Source organism: Streptomyces cinnamoneus, assembly GCF_014650495.1.
Lineage (GTDB): Bacteria > Actinomycetota > Actinomycetes > Streptomycetales > Streptomycetaceae > Streptomyces > Streptomyces cinnamoneus.
This window is the reverse complement of the sequence record NZ_BMVB01000002.1, coordinates 315,798-335,842: the sequence shown is the minus strand read 5'-3', so window position 1 is coordinate 335,842 and position 20,045 is coordinate 315,798. Positions and strand designations below refer to the sequence as shown.

Sequence of the window (20,045 nt, the reverse complement as noted above, 5' to 3'; positions counted from 1 at the left end):
GCGGGAAAACGGTCTTCCGCTAGGGCACGCTACAGGCTTTGCACCGTGCGCCGGTCCGGGATGGACCGGCTATCAAACCCGTACCGGTACGAGCAAGGCAAATCCCGTGACACCTTGTCGCGCATCCGGTCACGGAACGGGCACGCGGCTTGACGTGCCCGTTGCCTGGGGCAGACTTGGCCGGGATACGTCGAAGAACAGCCGGATCGGGCCTGTGGCCGGGTCGATACGCCAGGCAGTGCGCCGAGGGGGAAGTAACACCATGAGCCAGGACGGCGCGCAGGGCCGCTACGCGGGACGAGCTGTGGGCGGCGGCCGCTACCAGCTGCGCGACCTGCTCGGCGAGGGCGGCATGGCCTCCGTGCACCTGGCCTACGACTCGGTGCTGGACCGGCACGTCGCCATCAAGACCCTGCACACCGAGCTCGGCCGTGAGGCGTCCTTCCGCGAGCGCTTCCGCCGCGAGGCCCAGTCGGTGGCCAAGCTCACGCACACCAACATCGTCTCGGTGTTCGACACGGGCGAGGACGACCTCGACGGATCGACGATGCCGTACATCGTCATGGAGTACGTCGAGGGCCAGCCGCTGCGCTCCGTGCTCGACGCGGACGTCGCCCAGTACGGCGCGATGCCCGCCGACAAGGCGCTCAAGATCACAGCCGATGTCCTGGCGGCGCTCGAGGTCAGCCACGAGATGGGCCTGGTCCACCGCGACATCAAGCCCGGCAACGTGATGATGACCAAGCGCAACGTGGTCAAGGTCATGGACTTCGGCATCGCCCGCGCCATGCAGTCCGGCGTGACGTCGATGACGCAGACCGGCATGGTCGTCGGCACCCCGCAGTACCTCTCGCCCGAGCAGGCCCTGGGCCGCGGCGTCGACGCCCGCTCCGACCTGTACTCGGTCGGCATCATGCTCTTCGAGCTGCTGACCGGCCGGCTGCCCTTCGACGCGGACTCGCCGCTGGCCATCGCCTACGCGCACGTCCAGGAGGAGCCGGTCGCGCCCTCCACGATCAACCGGTCCATCCCGCCGGCCGTCGACGCGCTGGTCGCCCGCGCGCTGAAGAAGAACCCGAACGAGCGCTTCCCGAGCGCCGAGGCCATGCGCGACGAGTGCGCCCGGGTGGCCGGCACGGCCCAGGCCGCGCCCTCGCCGATCATCATCGCGGGCGGTCCGCCGGCGCGCAGCGGCGCGGGCGTCGGCTCGGCCGTCTTCCCGCCCGTGGACAGCCAGGCCCCCGCCCCGGGCCCGCAGAGCGTCCAGACGCCGTACCAGAACCCCTACGGCGGCGGCTACGCCCAGACGCCGCCCCCCGGCCCGCAGGGCTACCAGACGCCTCCTCCGGCCTACCAGACCGGCCCGGGCGCCGGCGGCGCCCCGACGGCGCCGTACGCGGCCGCCTCGGGTCCCGTGGGCGGCTCCGGCGGGTCCGGCGGCTCCGGCGGCGGCAAGGGCAACCGGTCGGTGGTCATCGGCTCGGGCGTCGTCGCGGTGCTCGCGGTCATCGGCGTGGTCGCCGCCATCGCGCTCAACGGCAAGGGGTCGAAGGACGAGGGCGGCGGCGACAAGCCCTCCGCCTCGGCCTCGGTGGCCCCGGGCGGCGGCGGCAGCGTCACCGCGGGCGGCACCGGCGGCGGCACGCAGGCGAAGGTCAAGGAAGGCGACAAGTCCAAGACCGTCGACCGCGAGAAGTGCACCAAGGCGTACGACAACTACCGCGACAAGACGAAGAAGAGCGCGCCGGACTTCAAGTACATCTACCTCGACTCGGTGAAGGAGTGCCTGCAGGCCGCGGGCTGGAAGTACCGGGTCGACGTGGTGAACGAGAACACGTGGGGCAAGGGCACCGTGATGACCCAGTCGCCCGAGGTGGGCGACGCGTTCGACCCGAAGAACGGCGAGTTCGTGCTGACGGTGTCGACGGGCCAGTCGGCCTCGTAGGACACGCGCACCCCGTAGAGCGAGCAGAAGGGCCGGTGGTCGTGAGCGACCACCGGCCCTTCGTGCAGCTTTCTTTGCAGCTCTGCTCGCAGCTCTGCTCGTAGCTCTTCTTACAGCTCTTCCCGCAGCTCTACTCGTAGCTCTTCTTACAGCTCTTCCCGCAGCTCTTCCCGCAGCTCTTCCCGGCTACAGGTACGGGCCCGAGCGCGCGCCGCCGTGCTGCTGGCCCTCGTGCTCGTCGTCGGAGAGCACACCGGCCGGCAGGGCGCGGCGCATCTGCTCCAACTGGGCGCGGGCGGCCATCTGCTGGGCGAACAGCGCGGTCTGGATGCCGTGGAAGAGTCCTTCGAGCCATCCGACCAACTGGGCCTGTGCGATGCGCAGTTCGGCCTCGGTGGGGATCGTCTCGTCGGTGAAGGGCAGCGACAGCCGCTCCAGCTCCTCCACCAGCTCGGGCGCCAGACCGTCCTCCAGCTCCCTGACGGAGCTGTGGTGGATCTCCTTGAGCCGGACGCGGCTCGCCTCGTCCAGAGGCGCGGCGCGCACTTCCTCCAGCAGCTGCTTGATCATGCTGCCGATGCGCATGACCTTGGCGGGCTGTTCCACCATCTCCGTCACCGGGACCTCGCGCGACTCGTCGTCGCCCTCCCCGCCGCCGGGGCTGGCGCTGCCGAGAGCCATGCCGTCCGGCCCTACGACCAGGACGTGCGGGCTCTCCTGCGACCGTTCATTCCTCGGCATATCCATGCCGCCATTCTCTCGCACAGGTGATTTCCCCCTGGTGATGCCCCCGTACACGTCTGATCCACCACAGGGGCGCGCAGGGGCGCACATATTTTCGGGGCGTACGCCGGTAGAGGGGGGCGTGACGGCGGGCGGGCGCCCCCGTTCGTCCGCCTAGCGGCGGCGCAGGCGCAGTGCGAGGAAGCCGAGCCCCAGGCCCGTCAGGGCCATCCCGGTGCCCAGCGGGAGCACCCGTATCACCCGGTCGGCCGGGTCCGCCCGGTGCGCGGGGTCCCGGACGGGCTCACGGGCGCGTTCACGGGCGGGCTGGCGGGCGGGCGCCGCTCCGCCGGGCGGGCGCGGGGCCGGCGAGACCGAGGGTGCGCGCGGGGCGGCCGGTCGTGGCGGCAGGCCGGCGTCCTCCCGGTCGGAGCGGGTCTCGTCGTCGCTCTCCCGGCCGGGGTGTCTGCGCCCTTCCCCCGCGACCGTCCCGGCCAGCCGGCCGGCGCCGGGGGTGGGCGGCGCGGAGGGGAAGACCGTGGTGGAGGTCGTGGCCGTCACGGGCACCGAGGGCGGTGCGGACGTGGGCTCCGGTTCCCCGGCCCACGCCGGCCACGCGGATATCAGCGCTGCCGAGACCGCCAGGCCGAACACGGCCGCGGTCCGCGATCCACCGCCCATGGCGCCACCCTCCGCACGAGGCGCCCCCCTACGGACACCTCCACCCTCACACGCCCCGTGCCGGGGGGCGCGCTGGGCGGCGGATTCGGGTGACGCCGCGCTACGGGCGCCGTGCCTGCGGTCAGTTGGTGAGCAGCACCTTGCCGACGTGCGTGCTGTCCTCGACGACCCGGTGCGCGGTGGCCGCCTCCTCCATCGACAGGGTGCGGTCGACGACCGCCCGTACGCGCCCGCCCGCGATGAGCGGCCAGACGTGCTCGCGCACCGCCGCCACGATGGCGGCCTTCTCGGCCAGCGGCCGGCCGCGCAGCGAGGTCGCCGTCACGGCGGCCCGCTTGGCGAGCAGCTTGCCGAGGTCGAGTTCGCCCTTGCGGCCGCCCTGGAGGCCGATGACGGCCAGCCGGCCGTTGACGGCGAGGGCGTCGATGTTCCGCTGCAAGTACTGGGCGCCGATGATGTCGAGGATGACGTCCGCGCCGACGCCGCCCGTCACCTTGTGCAGCTCTTCGACGAAGTCCTGCTCGCGGTAGTCGATGAGGATGTCCGCGCCCAGCTCCCGGCAGCGCTCCAGCTTCTGCGCACCGCCCGCCGTGACGGCGACGCGCGCGCCGACGGCCTTGGCGAGCTGCACGGCCATGGTGCCGATGCCGCTGCCGCCGCCGTGCACCAGGAACGTCTCGCCGGGCCGCAGGTGGGCCACCATGAACACGTTCGACCAGACCGTGGCGGTCACCTCGGGCAGGGCCGCGGCCTCGACGAGGTCCACGCCGTCGGGAACGGGCAGCAACTGCCCCGCCGGCACGCAGACTTTCTCCGCGTAGCCGCCGCCCGCCAGCAGTGCGCACACCTCGTCGCCGACGGCCCATCCGCTCACTCCGGGGCCGAGCTCCACGACGCGGCCGGAGACCTCCAGGCCGGGGTACGGGGAGGCGCCGGGCGGCGGGTCGTAGAAGCCCTGCCGCTGCAGGAGGTCGGCACGGTTGACGCCGGCCGCCACGACCTCGACCAGGACCTCGCCCTCGCCCGGCGCGGGGTCGGGAACCTCGGCCCAGACCAGTGCCTCGGGTCCGCCGGGTACGGGAATGGTGATCGCATGCATGGACGCGAGGCTACTTCGCGGGGGCCGCCGCCGCAGCCCTTGACGGGGGCGCCCTTGCACGGCGGCGGGTTTCCGCCGGGGCCCCGCGCCCGTGCCTACCCCTCGGCGGGCGGGCGGGCCCGCACGATCGTGATCAGGCGGTCGGTGGCCTTGAGGGGGCTCGCCTCGGGGTCGTCGTAGCCGAGCAGGCGGTGCCCGCGCAGGACGGAGACGACGAGGTCGTCGGTGTCCCGCACGCCGCGCCCCACCTCGGCCTTGACCACGGGCCGTTCGACGATGTCGAGGCCGCTGCCCTGCTGGATGAGGTCCTCCATGACCGTGCCGGCGCTGGGACTGAGCACGGACAGGCCCAGCAGCCGGCCGGCCGCGCTGGCGCTCGTGATGACCGCGTCGGCGCCGGACTGCCGCAGCAGCGGGGCGTTCTCCTCCTCCCGCACGGCCGCCACGATCTTCGCGGTGCGGTTGAGCTGACGGGCGGTGAGGGTGACGAGCACGGCGGTGTCGTCGCGCTGCGTGGCCACGATGATCTGACGGGCCTTCTGGACCTCGGCCCGCGTCAGGACGTCGCTGCGGGTCGCGTCGCCGATGACGCCCGCGTAGCCGTGTGCCGTGGCCGATTCGACGACCTTGGGGTTGGGGTCGACGACGATGATCCGCTGCTTCTCGCGCACCGTGCCGCCGGCCGCCGCGCAGAGGGTCTGCACGGCCGACCGGCCCTTGGTGCCGAAGCCGACGACGACGGTGTGATCGCGCAAGGCGGACCTCCAGCGGGTCAGCCGCCACTGCTCGCGGGTGCGCTCGGTGAGGACCTCAAGCGTGGTGCCGACCAGAATGATCAGGAAGAGGACACGGAGAGGCGTCACCAGCAGGATGTTCGACAGCCGGGCGCTGTCGCTGTGCGGGACGATGTCGCCGTATCCGGTGGTGGACAGGGTGACGGTGGAGTAGTAGACGGCGTCGAGGAAGTCCACGCTGCCGTCGGCGTTGTCGTGGTAGCCGCCGCGGTCGGCGTAGACGATGAACACCGTGGCGACCATGACCAGCAGCGCCATCAGCAGGCGCCGGCCGACCTGCCGTATCGGGGCCACGGTGTAGCGGGGCAGCAGGACCCGGAAGTCGGGCTCGTGCTGGCCGTCGCGGGCCGCGGCGTCGTGGCTGGGGAGGATCACCGGGCGCCTCCCGCAAGGCCGGTCTGCCAGGGGCCCGTCTGCCAGGGCAGGCCGAGGAGCTCGGCCCGGCCGCCGTGGTCCACACCACCGGGCGGGACGACGGCCAGCGCGTCGGCGCTCGCGATGCCGCGCAGCATGGCGGGGCCGTGGAAGCGCAGCGGCCGGACCCGGCCGCCGCCCTCGTAGGCCACCGGCACCAGGCGGGTGTCGGTGGCGTGCCCGGGGGCGGCCTCGGTGAGCCGGGCGCCCCACCGCTCGGCGGCCGGGCGGCCGGAGAGGGTCCGCAGCAGCGGCTCGGCGAGGGTCAGCAGGCCGGCGACGGCGGCGAGCGGATTGCCGGGCAGGCCGACCAGGTACCGTCCCGGCGCGAGGCGGGCGAGCAGCATCGGGTGGCCGGGGCGGACGGCGACGCCGTCTACCAGCAGCTCGGCACCGAGGCCGTGCAGCGTGGGGTGGACGTGGTCGACCGGGCCGCCGGCCGTGCCGCCCGTGGTGAGGACGACGTCGGCGTCCGACGCCTCCAGCGCGGCCCGCAGCGCGGCGGCGTCGTCCCCCAGCCGCCGGACGCCCACGGGCTCGGCGCCGAGGGCCTGCAGCCAGGGCCCGAGCAGGGGACCGAGCGCGTCCCGGATGCGGCCGTCGTGCGGCAGCCCCTCGCGGAGGAGTTCGTCGCCGAGGACGAGCACCTCGACGCGCGGGCGGGGGACGACGCGCAGCCGGTCGTACCCCGCGGCGGAGACGAGGCCGAGCACGGCGGGCGTGACGAGGGTGCCGGCGGGCAGCAACTCGTCGCCGCGCCGGCACTCCTGTCCACGCGGCCGGATGTCCTGGCCCTGCGTGAGGTGCCGGCTGGCGTACAGCTCGCCCTGCGGGCGGACGGTGCCGTGCTCACTGCGCAGCACGGCGGTCGCGCCGGGCGGTACGCGCGCGCCGGTGGCGATGCGGACGGCTTCGCCGTCGCGGAGCGGCAGGACGTCGGGGCACCCGGCGAGGATGCCGGCGTGCTCCTCCCCGTGCGGCAACCGCCAGGGCCCGGGCCCGGCGACGGCCCACCCGTCCATGGCGGAGGTGTCGAACGCCGGCAGATCGGTGAGCGCCACCACCACACCCGCCAACGCCTGCCCCAACGCCTCGGCGACCCCGCAGTGCGCAGCAACAAGCCGCTCCCCGACCTCCCCGGCCAGAGCCCGCGCAACGGGCCAGGAGACGGCAGGGGAACGGTGCTCTCCCCCGCCGGCCCGCTGCGCGTGGGGGGTGGGGGCGGGGGCCTTGTGATGGGCAGAGGGCTGCTGCGGGCGGCTGCGGGCCGGGTCCGGTGTGTCGGCGGAACCGGTGGAACCGGGGGAACCGGCAGAGGCACTGGGACGGTGGGGACGGGACGGGGAGCCGGCCGCACCGGACCCAGCAGCGACGCCGGGCCCGGGATCACCGGCCGCAGAACCGGGGCAGCCGCCGGACGCACCGGCAGAGGCACTCGGGCCGTGGGGGCGAGACGGGGAGGACCCAGCACCGACGCCGAGCCCAGGGTCACCCGCTGCCGAACCGGGGCAGCCGGGCACACCAGCAGAGGCACTCGGGCCGTGGGCGCGGGACGGGGAGCCGAACGCACCGGCAGAGGCTCCGGGCTCGCGGTCGCCGGATGCGGAACCTGCCGCGGCAGCACCGGCGAGGACACCCCGGTCGTACGCGCCGGAAGCGGGAGCCGGAGGCTGGGGCATACCCGCAGAGGCGTCCGGCTTGTGGGCGCCGGACGCGGAAGTCGAAGGCGGGAGCGCACCGGCCGTGGCTCGCCCGCGGGCGCGGCGCGGTGTGGGCCGGGAGAGCGTGGCAGGCTCCGGCAGCTGGAGCGTCCCCTGCCCAAGGGACGTCTCAGGAGGCTCCGCCGAATCGGCGCAGGCACACGGCCGTGCGGCGGCCGCCACCGCCGCCCCGTCGCCGCACCCGGCACCGGGGAGCTCGTCCCACCCGCCCCTCGGGGTCCGGGGCGAAGCCCCGGTTTCGGGAAGGGGCGGGGTGGGGGAATCCTCCCCACCCCCACGCATCGTGTCGAAGAACCGCACCCCCGCAAACGGCACGTCCAGCTCCTCCTCCCGCACCGCCCGCGAGCCCTCACCCCCCGCCGCGCCGGCGAACGGATCCGACGCAAAGTCGAACGAGAAACCGTCACGCGGCGCCCGCGCCTCCCGCACGCCCCGCGCATCACGCGCAGACGGCCCGGACGACGCAGACGGCCCGGACGACGCAGACGGCGCAGACGGCGCAGACGACGCAGACCCCGAATCGGCCAGCAACGCCAACGCCTCATCCGTCGCCCGCTCCAGCGCCGCGTCGTTCTCGCGCTCACTCATGACGACTCGTCAGCCCCAGACGCAGGCGCAGCCCCAGACGCAGGCCCGGCCGCCGCAGCGTCCGTCTCCTCCGCCCACCGCGCGGCCAGCGCACCGGCCCGGCGGGCCGCCTCGGCCACGGCCTCCGGGCCGCCGCCGCGCTGGGCGGCCGCGTACCCGACGAGGAAGGTCGTCAGGGGCGCGGCAGGGCGCGCCACACCGTGCGCGGCATCGCGCGCGAGGTCGAGAAGGCCGGCCCTGTCGACATCCAGTTCGATGCCGAGCTCGGCCTTGACCGCGGAGATCCATTCATCGAGCACGCTCCCATCGTCCCTGATGCGCGCACGGGCCGTGCCGATGTCCTCCCAGGTGTCGCAGTCGAAGGCGGCGGTGAGGTGGTGGAGGCGGGCGAGCTCCAGCTCGTTCGTGAGCAGCCGCAGCGGCAGTCCGTTCAGCGTGCCGTGCTCGGCGACGAGCAGCCCCAGCTCGCGCCGCAACGGCTCCGCCCCGTACACCGCGACCAGCGGCTGCTCCCGCCCCCCGGCATCGGTGAGCACAGCCCCCTCGCCGCCCGTCACGCCGATGGCCTCCAGCAGCGCCCCGACGGCCTCCGCCTCCAGGAACGGCAGATCGGCGGAGAGCACGAGCACCCGCTCGGCCCCGACGTGTCGCAACCCGGCGGCCAGCCCGGCCAGCGGCCCGCCTCCCGGCGGCTCCTCCCGGGTCCAGGTCACCGGCCGGACCGTGGGGCGGCGCGGCCCCACGACGACCGTCCTGCCGGCACCGGCGCAGGCGCTCAGCACCCGGTCCAGCAGGGGCCGCCCGCCGACCCGCACCGCGGGCTTGTCGGCCCCGCCCAGTCGCCGGGCGGCACCCCCGGCCAGCACTACCGCGTCGTAATCCGTATCCGTCACGCGTCGAGTATGGCGAGCCCCCGGCAGAGGCGAGGGCCCGGCCGGGCGGGCCCCCTCAGACCGTCCGCAGCAGCACCGCCGGCTGCTCGACGCAGTCGGCCACGTACCGCAGGAAGCCGCCCGCGACCCCGCCGTCGCACACCCGGTGGTCGAAGGTGAAGGACAGCTGCACCACCTGCCGCACCGCCAACTCTCCTTGGTGCACCCACGGCTTCGGTGCTATTCGGCCGACGCCGAGCATCGCCGCCTCGGGGTGGTTGATGATCGGCGTGGAGCCGTCGACGCCGAACACCCCGTAGTTGTTGAGGGTGAAGGTGCCGCCGGTCAGCTCGGCCGGGCTGAGCTTGCCGGCCCGTGCGGCCTCGGTGAGCCGGGCCATCTCCACCGACAGCTCGACGGCGTTGCGTGCGTTCGCGTCGCGCACGACGGGAACGACCAGGCCGCGATCGGTCTGGGCCGCGAAGCCCAGGTGGACGTCGGGCAGCGTGACGATCTCGCGGGCCTCGGTGTCCACCGTGGCGTTGAGCTCGGGGTACTTCGCGAGCGCCGCCGTGCAGATGCGCGCCAGCAGCGCCAGCAGGGAGACCTTGGCCCCGCCGGAGACGTTCATGGCGCGGCGGGCGGCCATCAGCTCCGTGGCGTCCGCGTCCACCCAGCACGTCGCGTCCGGGATCTCCCGGCGGCTGCGGCTGAGCTTGTCGGCCACCACCCCGCGCACCCCGCGCAGTGGTACGCGCAGACCGTCGGCGGTCTGCCGGCCGGCTGCCACACGGCGGCCGGGACGGCCCGCCTCGGCCCGGTGCCCGGGCCGCGCCGTCCGGGCGGTCGCCCCGGCCCCCGCTGCGGAAACCGCCTGTCCCGCAGGCGACGTCCGCTCCGCAGCCACGGACACCGCCGCCGCCCCGGACACCGCTCCCGCCGCGTGCACCTCGTGCGCCGCCGCTTCGACGTCCGCGCGCGTGATCAGCCCCTCCGGGCCGCTGCCGCGCACCCGGGACAGATCCACGCCGCGTTCCCGTGCGAGGCGCCGTACGAGCGGGGAGATCACCGCCAGGGACGTGGCCGCGGGCACCCGCTCTGCGGAGCGCACGGCCTCGCGGGCCTGCGGCCGGACCCGGCGGCGCCGGGCCGCCGGCGCCTGCGTGCCGTAGCCGACGAGCACGTTGCCCGATCCCTCGTCCCCACCGCCGGACGCGGAACCGGAAGCCGTCGCGACGGGCTCCGGCGCGTCGGGATCCGGCACCGCGGCCGGCTCCCCCACCGCCACCGTCAGCAGCGGGGCGCCGACGGGCAGCTCCGTCCCCTCCTCGCCGAAGCGGGCGGTCACCACGCCCCCGTAGGGGCAGGGGACCTCCACCATGGCCTTCGCCGTCTCGACCTCGACCACCGGCTGGTCGACGGCGACGACGTCGCCGACGTTCACCATCCAGCGGACCACCTGCGCCTCCGTGAGTCCTTCACCGAGGTCGGGCAGCGTGAACTCGCGCACCACCGCCATCAGAGCGCACCACTCTCGTATGCGTTGCCGTCGCCTTCAGAGGTCCATTCCGCTTCCCACTGCAGCCGCGCCACCGCGTCCAGGACCCGGTCCACCCCCGGCAGGTGGTGCTTTTCCAGCATCGGCGGCGGGTAGGGGATGTCGAAGCCCGCCACCCGCAGGACCGGGGCCTCCAGGTGGTGGAAGCAGCGCTCGGTGACGCGGGCCGCGATCTCTCCGCCCGGGCCGCCGAAGCCCGTCGACTCGTGCACCACCACGGCCCGGCCGGTCCGGCGCACGGACGCGCAGACGGTCTCCTCGTCGAAGGGCACCAGCGACCGGAGGTCGACGACCTCCAGGTCCCAGCCCTCCGCCGTGGCCGCCTCGGCCGCCTCCATGCACACGGGCACGGAGGGCCCGTAGGTGATGAGCGTCGCGGACGTGCCCGGCCGGCGCACGACCGCCCGGCCGATGCCCGGCACCTGCTCCGGCCGCTCGGCGTCCCAGTCGGCCTTCGACCAGTACAGCCGCTTGGGCTCCAGGAAGATCACCGGGTCGTCGGAGGCGATCGCGGCGCGCAGCAGGCCGTAGGCGTCGGCGACGGTCGCCGGGGCGACGACGTGGAGCCCCGGCGTGGCCAGGTAGTACGCCTCGGAGGAGTCGCTGTGGTGCTCCACGCCGCCGATGCCGCCGCCGTAGGGCACGCGGACGGTGATGGGCATGGGCATCGCACCGCGGGTGCGGTTGCGCATGCGGGCGACGTGGCTGATGAGCTGCTCGAAGGCGGGATAGGCGAAGGCGTCGAACTGCATCTCCACCACGGGCCGCAGCCCGTACATGGCCATGCCCACGGCCGTCCCGAGGATGCCCGCCTCGGCCAGGGGCGTGTCCGTGCAGCGGTCCTCGCCGAACTCCTTGGCCAGTCCGTCGGTCACCCGGAAGACGCCGCCCAGGGTGCCGACGTCCTCGCCGAGGACGTGCACGGCCGGGTCGTCGGCCATGGCGTCGCGCAACGCCCGGACCAGCGCCTGCGCCATGGTGGCGGGCTTGCGGCCGGTCTCGACGGGCGCGGTGGTCATCGCTGCGTTCCTTCCTGGGGGCCGCCCTCCAGGGGGCGCGGGAGCTCCCCCGCAGCAGTCAGCTCAGCACGCAATTGTGCTGCCTGCTCGCGCAGTTGGGCAGTCTGTTCGGCGTAAACATGTGTGAACAGTTCCATCGGGTCGAGCGCGGGGTCCTGGTTCATTCGCTCGCGCAGATCGGCGGCCATCCGCTCGGCGGCGTCCCGTTCGGCCTGTATCGCGGCATCGTCCAGCAGCTTGCGACGCGTGAGCTCCCGCTCCAGCAGGGCGATCGGGTCGTGCGCCCGCCAGGTCTCGACCTCGGCGTCGCTGCGGTAGCGGGTGGCGTCGTCGGCGTTGGTGTGGGCGTCGATGCGGTAGGTGACGGCCTCGACCAGCGTGGGTCCGCCGCCGGCCCGGGCGCGGTGCACGGCCTCGGAGAGGACCTCGTGCACGGCGGCCGCGTCGTTGCCGTCGACGAGCCGGCCGGGCATGCCGTAACCGACGGCCTTGTGGGCGAGCGAGGGCGCGGCGGTCTGCTTGGCGAGCGGTACGGAGATGGCGAAGCCGTTGTTCTGGACGAAGAAGACGACCGGTGCCCGCCAGACGGCGGCGAAGTTCAGGGCCTCGTGGAAGTCGCCCTCGCTGGTGCCGCCGTCGCCGACCATGGCGAGCGCGACGACGTCGTCGCCCTTGAGCCGGGCCGCGTGGGCGAGCCCCACGGCGTGCGGGAGCTGGGTGGCCAGCGGGGTGCACAGCGGGGCGACGCGGTGCTCGTGGGGGTCGTAGCCGGTGTGCCAGTCACCGCGCAGCAGGGTCAGTGCCTGCACGGGGTCCAGGCCGCGCACGACGGCCGCGAGGGTGTCGCGGTAGCTGGGGAAGAGCCAGTCCCGCTCCTCCAGCGCCAGCGCGGCGGCGACCTCGCACGCCTCCTGCCCGGTGGAGGAGGGGTAGACGGCCAGCCGGCCCTGGCGGGTCAGTGCCGTGGCCTGGGTGTTGTACCGGCGGCCGCGCACGAGCTGCCCGTACAGCCTCCGCAGGAGGGCCGGATCGAGCCGCTTCGCGGCGGGGGTGCCCAGCAGGCGGTACGGCTCCGCGTCGGGCAGCAGCGGGGCGGGGTCGGTACGGGGTTGCCAGGCCGGGGGCGGGATGGGCCGGTACGACCCGGGCTGCTCCAGAACCGTCATGACGAGCACCTCCTCTTGGGACGAGCTTGACCGGAAAGCGTCCTGCGCTCTCCCTACCGATTGTTCGGTCGTCGGCACTTTTTGGCTACAGGCGGCCCGAGCCTGTGGACAAACGGTTCTCCACAACTTGAGATATGAACAGGACGTCCATGAAGGGGAGGCATGGCGGGATGCCGGACGAACAGATGGCCACATCGGGCGGCAGACCGGCTGCCCGCCCACTGGACGACATCGACCGCTCGATCCTGCGGATGCTCCAGAGCGACGGACGCGCCTCGATACGCTCGGTGGCCGAGCGTGTGCACGTCTCGCGCGCCAACGCCTACGCCCGGATCAACCGGCTCATCGACGACGGCGTGATCAAGGGCTTCGGTGCCCGCATCGATCAGGAACGGGCCGGGCACGGCGCGTCCGCCTACATCACGATGAAGATCGTCCAGAACTCCTGGCGCACGGTCCGCGAGGAGCTCCGCGGGCTGCCCGGGGTGGCCCACATCGCCCTGGTCAGCGGGGATTTCGACGTCCTGATGCTCGTCCACACCAAGGACAACCGAGCCCTGCGCGAGCTCGTCCTCACCCGCATCCAGGCCATCGAAGAGGTGCTGAGCACCCGCACGCTGCTGGTCTTCGAGGAGACGGACCTCAAGGAGGACCGCCCCCTCGACGAAGGCCGCTAGCCGGGAAGCCGGCGGCCGGGAGGCCGCTGGCTGTAGGTGCGCAGGCCGGCGAAGGCGGTGTGGACGACGGCGTCGGCCACCTCGGCGCTGGTGGCGGCACCACCGCGCTCCGGCCGGTACCACTCCACGATGGAATTGATCATTCCGAAGAGCAGCCGGGTCGCCAGCCGGATGTCCACGTCCTCCCGGAGGTCACCCTCGCAGGCGGCCTCCTTCAGCAGCTCGGCGACCTGGTGGTCGAACTCGCGGCGCCGCTCCATCGCCCAGCGCTCGGTGTCCGTGTTGCCCCGCACCCGCAGCAGCAGCGTCACGTAGGGCAGCTCGGCCATCAGCACCTCGACCGTGCGCCGGGTGACGTATTCGAGCCGGTCGATCGCGGGCCCGCCGGTGGCGCCCGGCTCCCCGAGCACGGCGAAGAGCCCGTCCAGCGCGCGGCTTATCGCGAGCCGGAGCAGCTCCTCCTTGCCCTTGACGTGGTGGTAGATCGAGGACTTGGAGATGCCGGCCGCCTTGGAGAGGTGCTCCATGGAGGTGCCGTCGTAGCCCCGCTCGTTGAACACCTTGACGGCGACCGCGAGCAGCGATTCGGGCGTGTAGGTGTCGCGCTTGGCCATGGTCATGATTACAGCAGGCTCTCCTTGACGGCCGCACGGCGGCGGAGGGGCTGGCAGGCGGCGTAGCGGCCGCCCGGGTACTCGTGGTCCATGTTCCGCAGGAACTGGTCGAGCCAGTCGGTGTCCAGCTCGCGGGCCCACTCCAGGGGGCCGCGGGGGTAGTTCACGCCTGCGCGCATGGCGGTGTCGATGTCCTCGCGGCTCGCCACGCCCCGGCCCGCGGCGTCCTCGGCGAAGTCCACGAGCAGGGCGACCGTCCGGGCGACGATCATGCCGGGGGCGTCCCCGATGACGCTGACCTTCTTGCCGAGGGCCTGGAACAGGCCGATGGCCGCCTCGACGTCCTCCCGGGGCGCGGTCGCCGAGGGGGCGAGGGCGATGCGGGTGCAGGTGCGGTAGTCCAGGGCCAGGTCGAAGTCGATGCGCGGCCCCAGGTAGGCGGCGTTGGTGGGCCCCTGGCCGTCGGCCAGGGCCAGCCGGGTGCCGCCCGGCAGGACGAGGCAGCCGTCGAAGACGTCCTCGCCGCCCTCCCGGGTGACCTTGATGCCCGCTTCCTCGATCATCCGCGGCAGGACGGCGGCGGGCCCGGACAGCCGCAGGCTGTGCCCGATCGCCCCGGGCGCCCGGCAGGGCCCGGCCGTGTGCGGCTCGGGGCGCTCGGCGCCCTCGCCGTGGTCGTACCAGCCGCGGCCCGTCTTGCGGCCGAGCAGCCCGGCCTCCACGAGCCGCTGCTGGGCGAGCGACGGCGTGAACTTCGGGGCGTGGAAGAACGCCTCGTACACCGAACGGGTGACGGCGTTGTTCACGTCCTGGCCGATGAGGTCGGTGAGCTCGAACGGTCCCATCGCGAAGCCGCCGCTCTCCCGCAGCACGGCGTCGATGGTGGCGGGGTCGGCGACCTGCTCCTCGTGGAGCCGGAACGCCTCGGCGTAGAAGGGCCGGGCGATCCGGTTGACGAGGAAGCCCGGGGTGTCGGCGCAGCTCACGGGCGTCTTGCCCCAGGCGGTCACGGTGGCGCGGGCCCGCTCGGCGGCCGCCTGGTCCGTGGCGTGGCCGCGGACGACCTCCACGAGCGGCAGCAGGGGGGCGGGGTTGAAGAAGTGCAGGCCGACGAAGCGCTCGGGCCGGCGGAGGGCGCCCGCGACGGCGGTCACGGACAGCGAGGAGGTGTTGGTGGCCAGCAGGCAGTCGTCGGGGACGACCGATTCCAGCTCACCGAACAGCTTCTGCTTGGCGTCGAGTTGTTCGAGAATCGCCTCGATGACGAGCGCGGAGTCGGCGAGTTCGGTCAGCTGTGCGGCAGGGCGCAGGCGGGCGAGTGCCGCGTCCCGGTCGGCCGCGTCGAGCCTGCCCTTGTCCACGAGCCGGCCGAGGCGGCCGGCGAGGGCCCGGGCCGCCTCCGCCGCCCGGCCGGGGGCGGCGTCGTACAGCCGCACGGGGTGCCCCGCGGCCAGGGCGACCTGGGCGATTCCCTGTCCCATGGTGCCCGTGCCGACGACGGCGACGGTGCGGGACGGGTCGATTGGGGTCATGTCTGTGATCCTCCCCGATGAGTTGTCCACAGCTTTGCCGGGCCCCCTTGTCCCGACCGATCGTTCGGTTACTGTATCCATCGGGGATGTTCCCGTCCCCCGAACGCAGTCGCCCGATCCTGTCGCCCCCAGTCGCCCCCAGTCGCCCCAGTCGCACTGTCAGAGCCCCGCTCGACGAGGAGTTGGTCAGACGTGACCGCCGGACTCACCACCGCCCAGTTGATCGAGAAGCACCTGCCCACGCTCGACCAGGCCCTGGACGCCATCCGTTCACGCGCCTACTGGTCGCCGTACCCCGAGCACCCCAAGGCATACGGCGCCGACGGCCAGGGCGTGCCCGGCAGCCTGGACGCCGCCGAGGGACAGGCCGCCTTCGACGCGCTGCGCGGCCGGCGCTTCGAGCTGGACCAGCCGGGCACCGACGGCTGGTCGGCCACCGAGTCCTCGCCCTACGGCCTGGAGCTCGGCGTGGAGTATCCGCACGCCGACATCGATGTCCTGCTGCCGGCCCTGCGCGCGGCCGTGCCCGCGTGGCGCGAGGCCGGGCCGAAGGCACGGGCCGCGGTCTGTCTGGAGATCCTCGCGCGCATCAACGCCCGTACGCACGAGATCGCCCACACGGTCATGCACACCAGCGGCCAGGCGTTCATGATGGCGTTCCAGGCCGGCGGGCCGCACGCCCAGGACCGCGGCCTGGAGGCCGTGGCCTACGCCTACGCCGCCCAGGCGGCCGTGCCCGGCTCCGCGCAGTGGTCCAAGCCGCAGGGCAAGCGCGACCCCCTGGAGCTGAAGAAGGAGTTCACCGCCGTACCGCGCGGCGTCTCACTGCTCATCGGCTGCAACACCTTCCCCACGTGGAACGGCTACCCGGGCCTGTTCGCCTCGCTCGCCACGGGCAACGCCGTGCTGGTCAAGCCGCACCCGCGCGCGGTGCTGCCGCTCGCGCTGAGCGTGCGCATCGCCCGCGAGGTACTGGCCGAGGCCGGCTTCTCCCCCGACCTCGTCGCCCTGGCCGCCGAGCGCGACGGCGAGGGCATCGCCAAGGCCCTGGCGGTGCGCCCGGAGATCCGCATCATCGACTACACCGGCTCCACCGCCTTCGGCGACTGGCTGGAGACGAACGCCCGCCAGGCCCAGGTCTTCACGGAGAAGGCCGGCGTCAACACGGTCGTCGTCGACTCGACCGACGACTACAAGGGCATGCTCTCCAACCTGGCCTTCTCCCTGTCCCTGTACAGCGGCCAGATGTGCACCACCCCGCAGAACCTGCTGGTCCCGCGCGAGGGCATCGGCACCGACGCCGGGCACAAGTCGTACGACGAGGTCGTCGCCGACCTGGCCACCGCCGTGGAGAAGCTGCTGGGCGACGACGCCCGGGCCAACGCCCTGCTCGGCGCCATCGTCAACGACCAGGTCGGCGCCCGCATCGACGCCGCCGCCCAGCTGGGCGAGGTGGCCCTCGCCTCCCGGTCCGTGGCGAACCCCGACTTCCCCGGTGCCACGGTCCGCACGCCCGTGATCGTCAAGCTCGACGGCGCCAAGCCGGACGCCGAAGCGGCCTACTTCTCGGAGTGCTTCGGCCCGGTGGCCTTCGCGGTGGCCGTCGACTCCGCCGCCGACGCCGTGGAGCTGCTGCGCCGCACGGTCCGGGAGAAGGGGGCGATGACGGTCGGCGCGTACACCACGTCGCCGGACGTCGAGCGGCTGATCGAGGAGGCGTGCCTGGAGGAGTGCGCCCAGCTCTCCCTCAACCTGACGGGCGGCGTGTACGTCAACCAGACGGCCGCGTTCTCCGACTTCCACGGCACGGGCGGCAACCCCGCCGCCAATGCGGCGCTGTGCGACGGGGCGTTCGTCGCGAGCCGGTTCCGCACGGTCGAGGTGCGCCGCCCTGCCTGACACCGTCGTCAGGCGGGTGCCGGCCCGCCCCAGTGGAAGAGCGTCATGGCGACGCTGGTGGCGAGGTTGTAGCTGGACACCTGGGGCCGCATGGGCAGGGCGACCAGCCGGGTCGCCCTCGCCCGCAGCTCCGGCGAGATGCCGTGCCGCTCGGAGCCGAAGGCGATCAGCGCGTCGTCGGGTACGGCCAGGGACCTGATGTCCTCCCCCTCCGGGTCCAGGACGTACAGCGGGCCGGGCGGCAGCTCCTCCAGGGGCAGCCGCTCGACGGCCGTGGCGTAGTGGAGCCCGGCTCCGGACCGCACGGCATTGGGGTGCCACGGATCGAGGTCGCCGGTGGTGACCACGCCCGTGGCACCGAAGCCGGCGGCGAGGCGGATCACGGCGCCGACGTTGCCGAGGTTGCGGGGGTTGTCCAGGACGACCACGGGCGACGTGCGGGGCAGCTGCGCCATGGCGTCGAGGTTGGCCTGCCGGTCGCGGCGGGCGGCGAGCGCGGCCACGCCGGTGGGGTGGACCCTGGGCACGAGCTCGCGCAGCGCCTGCGCGGGCACCTCCACCAGCAGCTCGCGCAGCACGTCCGTCAGGTCGTCCGCCAGCTCCGCCGCCAGCGCCAGCGCGGCCGCCTTGTCGCTGGTGACGGCCGGCCCGACGCGCGCCCCGAAGCGCAGGGCGTGCTTGAGTGCGTGAAAGCCGTCGAGCAGCACGGCGTCGGGTGCCGCGGCACCCCATGCGCGCAGCACGGCGGCGCCGGCATCGTCCTGGGTCATTGCCCCAGCCTACGGTCCCTGTTCCCGCACCAGGCCGGGCTGCCCGGCACCGGCGGACCGGGGGGCGGGGAGGAGCTTTGGCCCGGAGCCGGAGAAGGAGCGGGTCCGGGGCAGGGCCCGTGCGACGAACGCCCCCAGCCGCTGCAGGAAGGAGGTCGGCAGGAATATGGCGTCGGCCACGACCATCGCCAGCGAGAAGAACGGCAGGCCCATCAGGACGGCGATCCCCACGTGCTCGACCATCATCACCACCAGCAGCACGTTCTTCGCCCGCCGGTTCATCAGCGTGAACGGGAACGCGACCTGCGCCGCCACCGTCCCGTAGCTGAGCAGCATCACGACCGTCCCGCTCACCGCCAGGGCGTGCGACAGACCGGGCCAGGGCGAGAAGTAGTCGATGTGCAGGGGGTAGTAGAGCGCGGTGCCGTCCTGCCAGCGCGAGCCCTGGATCTTGTACCAGCCGGCCGTCGCATAGATCAGGCAGACCTCCACCATGATCACCAGGAGGGCGGCGTTGTGCGCGAGATGGCCCAGCACGTTCAGCACCGCACGGGGCTCGCCCGGGGCGTAGCGCCCCGCCGCCCACCACAGTCCGTGGACGAGCCACAGCCCCCACAGGGCAGCGGCCCAGCCCAGGCCAGGCAGCGGTCCGTGGTTCGTCCACGCCATCCCGGCGACGCCCAGCCCCTGCGTGACGGCGAGCGCGAGCCCGCACACCGTCCACAGCGCGATGCCGGGCACGTCCACCGGGCCGCGGCCGTCCCCGTCCCGGCGCGCGGCGCGCCGCGCGTCCAGGGACCAGACCTGCCCGCAGCGGGTGAGCACGGTGTAGAGCGCCATCAGGTGGATGACGTTGTCACCGCCGTCCCCGATGAAGACGCTGCGGTTCTGCAGCGACAGCACGCCGAGCATGGAGAGCACGGACATGGTCCTGGTGCGCCACCCGAGCATCAGGAGGGCGCTGGAGACCATGGCCAGCACGTAGACGGCCTCGAACCACACCGGACTGTCGGACCACATCAGCGGCGTGAAGGCGTGGTTGTCGCCGGTCAGCTGCTCGGCCATCCCCCAGCTCCAGGGGGCGTCGGGTCCGTAGAGCTCGCGGCGGTGGGGCCACTCGCGCAGCAGGTAGCAGAGCCAGACGAAGGAGAGGCCGATGCGGATGACGGCCGTCTGGTAGGGGCCCAGGGAGGAGCCGGTGACGCGGGTGAGCCCGCGCGTGAGCGAGGCCGTCATCGGGTCGTCACCTCGGCGCGGTCGGCGGTGGTGACGGGCCACCAGTCCAGCATGCGGTAGACCGGCTTGGTGTCCACCTTCTCGTCGCTCCACGGCGGAGGGGCGATGGCCGTGGTCATCGAGCGCACCTGTATCCGGTCGACCGGGCGGCCGTTCTGCGCGGCACCCAGCCGGGAGAAGACCAGGCGGCGCACGTACTGCTCGGAGAGGCGGCCGCGCAGGCCGGCGGGCTGCTCACGGGCGTCGTGCGTGCTGGTGTAGAAGTCCCAGGCGCGGCGGAGTTCGTTCTGCTGCGTGTGGCTGGGGAAGGGGTTGTGGAGTATGCCGGCGCCGTCCCGGGCCGACAGGTCCGTCCAGGGGGTGACGCTCGTCCGGCCGTCGGCGCCGCGCAGTTCGGCGCGGGCCTGGACGGCGACGTTCTGCTGGAGGGGGTTGGGGGCGAAGAACTTCCAGTTCTGTTCGAACTCCGGGTAGACGTAGTCGTCGATCGCCGCCGCGTGCTGCTTGCTGACGGTGTTCGACGGTGCGACGTGCAGGAACACCATCGCCAGATGGATCGCGGCGGCCAGTCCCACCAACGCCACGCCGCCCGCGACGACGATGCGGGACGGCACGGACAGGCCCTCCAGCCCGGCGTCCTGCCCGGCGTCGCCGCCGGCGTGTTCGCGCCCGTCCCTCTCCATGACCCGCCCCGTTCCGCGTCCTGCTCCGATGTGCCGTGCAGCGCCGGGTGGGCC

Annotated in this window: 17 protein-coding genes; 3 read left to right on the top strand and 14 right to left on the bottom strand. The window is 73.6% G+C overall.

Annotation, left to right across the window (positions count from 1 at the left end):
- Positions 1–262: 262 nt before the first annotated feature.
- On the top strand, positions 263–1,945 hold the full coding sequence (locus IE182_RS04065; RefSeq protein WP_190108221.1) for a protein kinase domain-containing protein: 1,683 nt from the start codon (positions 263–265) through the stop codon (positions 1,943–1,945).
- A gap of 186 nt (positions 1,946–2,131) precedes the next feature.
- Here the strand turns inward: IE182_RS04065 and IE182_RS04060 are convergent, their stop codons facing one another.
- The 9 genes from IE182_RS04060 to pdhA all read right to left on the bottom strand — a co-directional run bounded on the left by IE182_RS04060 (position 2,132) and on the right by pdhA (position 12,580).
- Positions 2,132–2,692 carry a bacterial proteasome activator family protein gene (locus IE182_RS04060; RefSeq protein WP_190108220.1) on the bottom strand — a complete coding sequence of 187 codons (561 nt, stop codon included), beginning with the start codon at positions 2,690–2,692 and terminating at the stop codon, positions 2,132–2,134.
- Between the two features lie 150 nt (positions 2,693–2,842).
- Positions 2,843–3,349, bottom strand: a complete 507-nt coding sequence (locus tag IE182_RS04055) for a hypothetical protein (protein ID WP_190108219.1) — start codon at positions 3,347–3,349, stop codon at positions 2,843–2,845.
- 121 nt (positions 3,350–3,470) lie between these two features.
- Positions 3,471–4,448, bottom strand: a complete 978-nt coding sequence (locus IE182_RS04050) for an NAD(P)H-quinone oxidoreductase (protein ID WP_190108218.1) — start codon at positions 4,446–4,448, stop codon at positions 3,471–3,473.
- A gap of 95 nt (positions 4,449–4,543) precedes the next feature.
- On the bottom strand, positions 4,544–5,617 hold the full coding sequence (locus IE182_RS04045; RefSeq protein ID WP_190108217.1) for a potassium channel family protein: 1,074 nt from the start codon (positions 5,615–5,617) through the stop codon (positions 4,544–4,546).
- A complete protein-coding gene (locus IE182_RS32895; protein WP_444544987.1) occupies positions 5,614–6,717 on the bottom strand; it encodes a molybdopterin molybdotransferase MoeA in 1,104 nt (367 codons plus the stop codon). Before IE182_RS32895 ends, IE182_RS04045 begins: the two co-directional genes overlap by 4 nt.
- Positions 6,718–7,961: 1,244 nt before the next feature.
- Positions 7,962–8,858: an NTP transferase domain-containing protein gene (locus IE182_RS04035; RefSeq protein WP_190108215.1), complete on the bottom strand. Its 897-nt coding sequence runs from the start codon at positions 8,856–8,858 to the stop codon at positions 7,962–7,964.
- 55 nt (positions 8,859–8,913) lie between these two features.
- Positions 8,914–10,356, bottom strand: coding sequence for a dihydrolipoamide acetyltransferase family protein (locus IE182_RS04030; protein ID WP_190108214.1), 1,443 nt, complete (start codon positions 10,354–10,356; stop codon positions 8,914–8,916).
- Positions 10,356–11,414, bottom strand: a complete 1,059-nt coding sequence (locus IE182_RS04025; RefSeq protein WP_190108213.1) for an alpha-ketoacid dehydrogenase subunit beta — start codon at positions 11,412–11,414, stop codon at positions 10,356–10,358. Before IE182_RS04025 ends, IE182_RS04030 begins: the two co-directional genes overlap by 1 nt.
- A complete protein-coding gene (gene pdhA / locus IE182_RS04020) occupies positions 11,411–12,580 on the bottom strand; it encodes a pyruvate dehydrogenase (acetyl-transferring) E1 component subunit alpha (protein WP_190108212.1) in 1,170 nt (389 codons plus the stop codon). Before pdhA ends, IE182_RS04025 begins: the two co-directional genes overlap by 4 nt.
- Positions 12,581–12,750: 170 nt before the next feature.
- Between pdhA and IE182_RS04015 the strand changes: the two genes are divergently transcribed.
- On the top strand, positions 12,751–13,257 hold the full coding sequence (locus IE182_RS04015; RefSeq protein ID WP_190108211.1) for an Lrp/AsnC family transcriptional regulator: 507 nt from the start codon (positions 12,751–12,753) through the stop codon (positions 13,255–13,257).
- Here the strand turns inward: IE182_RS04015 and IE182_RS04010 are convergent.
- Positions 13,254–13,877: a TetR/AcrR family transcriptional regulator gene (locus IE182_RS04010; RefSeq protein WP_190108210.1), complete on the bottom strand. Its 624-nt coding sequence runs from the start codon at positions 13,875–13,877 to the stop codon at positions 13,254–13,256. The genes IE182_RS04015 and IE182_RS04010 overlap by 4 nt on opposite strands.
- Positions 13,878–13,879: 2 nt before the next feature.
- Positions 13,880–15,403, bottom strand: a complete 1,524-nt coding sequence (locus tag IE182_RS04005; protein WP_190108209.1) for a 3-hydroxyacyl-CoA dehydrogenase — start codon at positions 15,401–15,403, stop codon at positions 13,880–13,882.
- A 192-nt stretch (positions 15,404–15,595) separates the two neighbouring features.
- Here IE182_RS04005 and paaN point away from each other — a divergent pair, with 192 nt between their 5' ends.
- The gene (gene paaN, locus IE182_RS04000; protein ID WP_190108208.1) at positions 15,596–17,302 is read left to right on the top strand and encodes a phenylacetic acid degradation protein PaaN; all 1,707 of its coding nucleotides are present in this window, start codon (positions 15,596–15,598) and stop codon (positions 17,300–17,302) included.
- Between the two features lie 8 nt (positions 17,303–17,310).
- On the opposite strand, the gene IE182_RS03995 is transcribed toward paaN, so the two are convergent.
- The 3 genes from IE182_RS03995 to IE182_RS03985 are packed head-to-tail and all read right to left on the bottom strand — an operon-like array spanning position 17,311 to position 19,991.
- Positions 17,311–18,072 (bottom strand): TrmH family RNA methyltransferase, encoded by a 762-nt coding sequence (locus tag IE182_RS03995; RefSeq protein ID WP_190108207.1) that lies wholly within the window; start codon positions 18,070–18,072, stop codon positions 17,311–17,313.
- A 9-nt stretch (positions 18,073–18,081) separates the two neighbouring features.
- Positions 18,082–19,308: an HTTM domain-containing protein gene (locus tag IE182_RS03990; RefSeq protein ID WP_229844552.1), complete on the bottom strand. Its 1,227-nt coding sequence runs from the start codon at positions 19,306–19,308 to the stop codon at positions 18,082–18,084.
- Positions 19,305–19,991 carry a DUF5819 family protein gene (locus IE182_RS03985; RefSeq protein ID WP_229844551.1) on the bottom strand — a complete coding sequence of 229 codons (687 nt, stop codon included), beginning with the start codon at positions 19,989–19,991 and terminating at the stop codon, positions 19,305–19,307. The genes IE182_RS03990 and IE182_RS03985 overlap by 4 nt, the downstream gene beginning before the upstream one ends.
- Positions 19,992–20,045: the final 54 nt, after the last annotated feature.

Coding starts and splice junctions, on each gene's coding strand:
- IE182_RS04065 (WP_190108221.1), top strand. CDS start 263: ATGAGCCAGGACGGCGCGCAGGGCCGCTACGCGGGACGAGCTGTGGGC.
- IE182_RS04060 (WP_190108220.1), bottom strand. CDS start 2,692: ATGGATATGCCGAGGAATGAACGGTCGCAGGAGAGCCCGCACGTCCTG.
- IE182_RS04055 (WP_190108219.1), bottom strand. CDS start 3,349: ATGGGCGGTGGATCGCGGACCGCGGCCGTGTTCGGCCTGGCGGTCTCG.
- IE182_RS04050 (WP_190108218.1), bottom strand. CDS start 4,448: ATGCATGCGATCACCATTCCCGTACCCGGCGGACCCGAGGCACTGGTC.
- IE182_RS04030 (WP_190108214.1), bottom strand. CDS start 10,356: ATGGCGGTGGTGCGCGAGTTCACGCTGCCCGACCTCGGTGAAGGACTC.
- IE182_RS04025 (WP_190108213.1), bottom strand. CDS start 11,414: ATGACCACCGCGCCCGTCGAGACCGGCCGCAAGCCCGCCACCATGGCG.
- pdhA (WP_190108212.1), bottom strand. CDS start 12,580: ATGACGGTTCTGGAGCAGCCCGGGTCGTACCGGCCCATCCCGCCCCCG.
- IE182_RS04015 (WP_190108211.1), top strand. CDS start 12,751: ATGCCGGACGAACAGATGGCCACATCGGGCGGCAGACCGGCTGCCCGC.
- IE182_RS04010 (WP_190108210.1), bottom strand. CDS start 13,877: ATGACCATGGCCAAGCGCGACACCTACACGCCCGAATCGCTGCTCGCG.
- IE182_RS04005 (WP_190108209.1), bottom strand. CDS start 15,403: ATGACCCCAATCGACCCGTCCCGCACCGTCGCCGTCGTCGGCACGGGC.
- IE182_RS03995 (WP_190108207.1), bottom strand. CDS start 18,072: ATGACCCAGGACGATGCCGGCGCCGCCGTGCTGCGCGCATGGGGTGCC.
- IE182_RS03990 (WP_229844552.1), bottom strand. CDS start 19,308: ATGACGGCCTCGCTCACGCGCGGGCTCACCCGCGTCACCGGCTCCTCC.
- IE182_RS03985 (WP_229844551.1), bottom strand. CDS start 19,991: ATGGAGAGGGACGGGCGCGAACACGCCGGCGGCGACGCCGGGCAGGAC.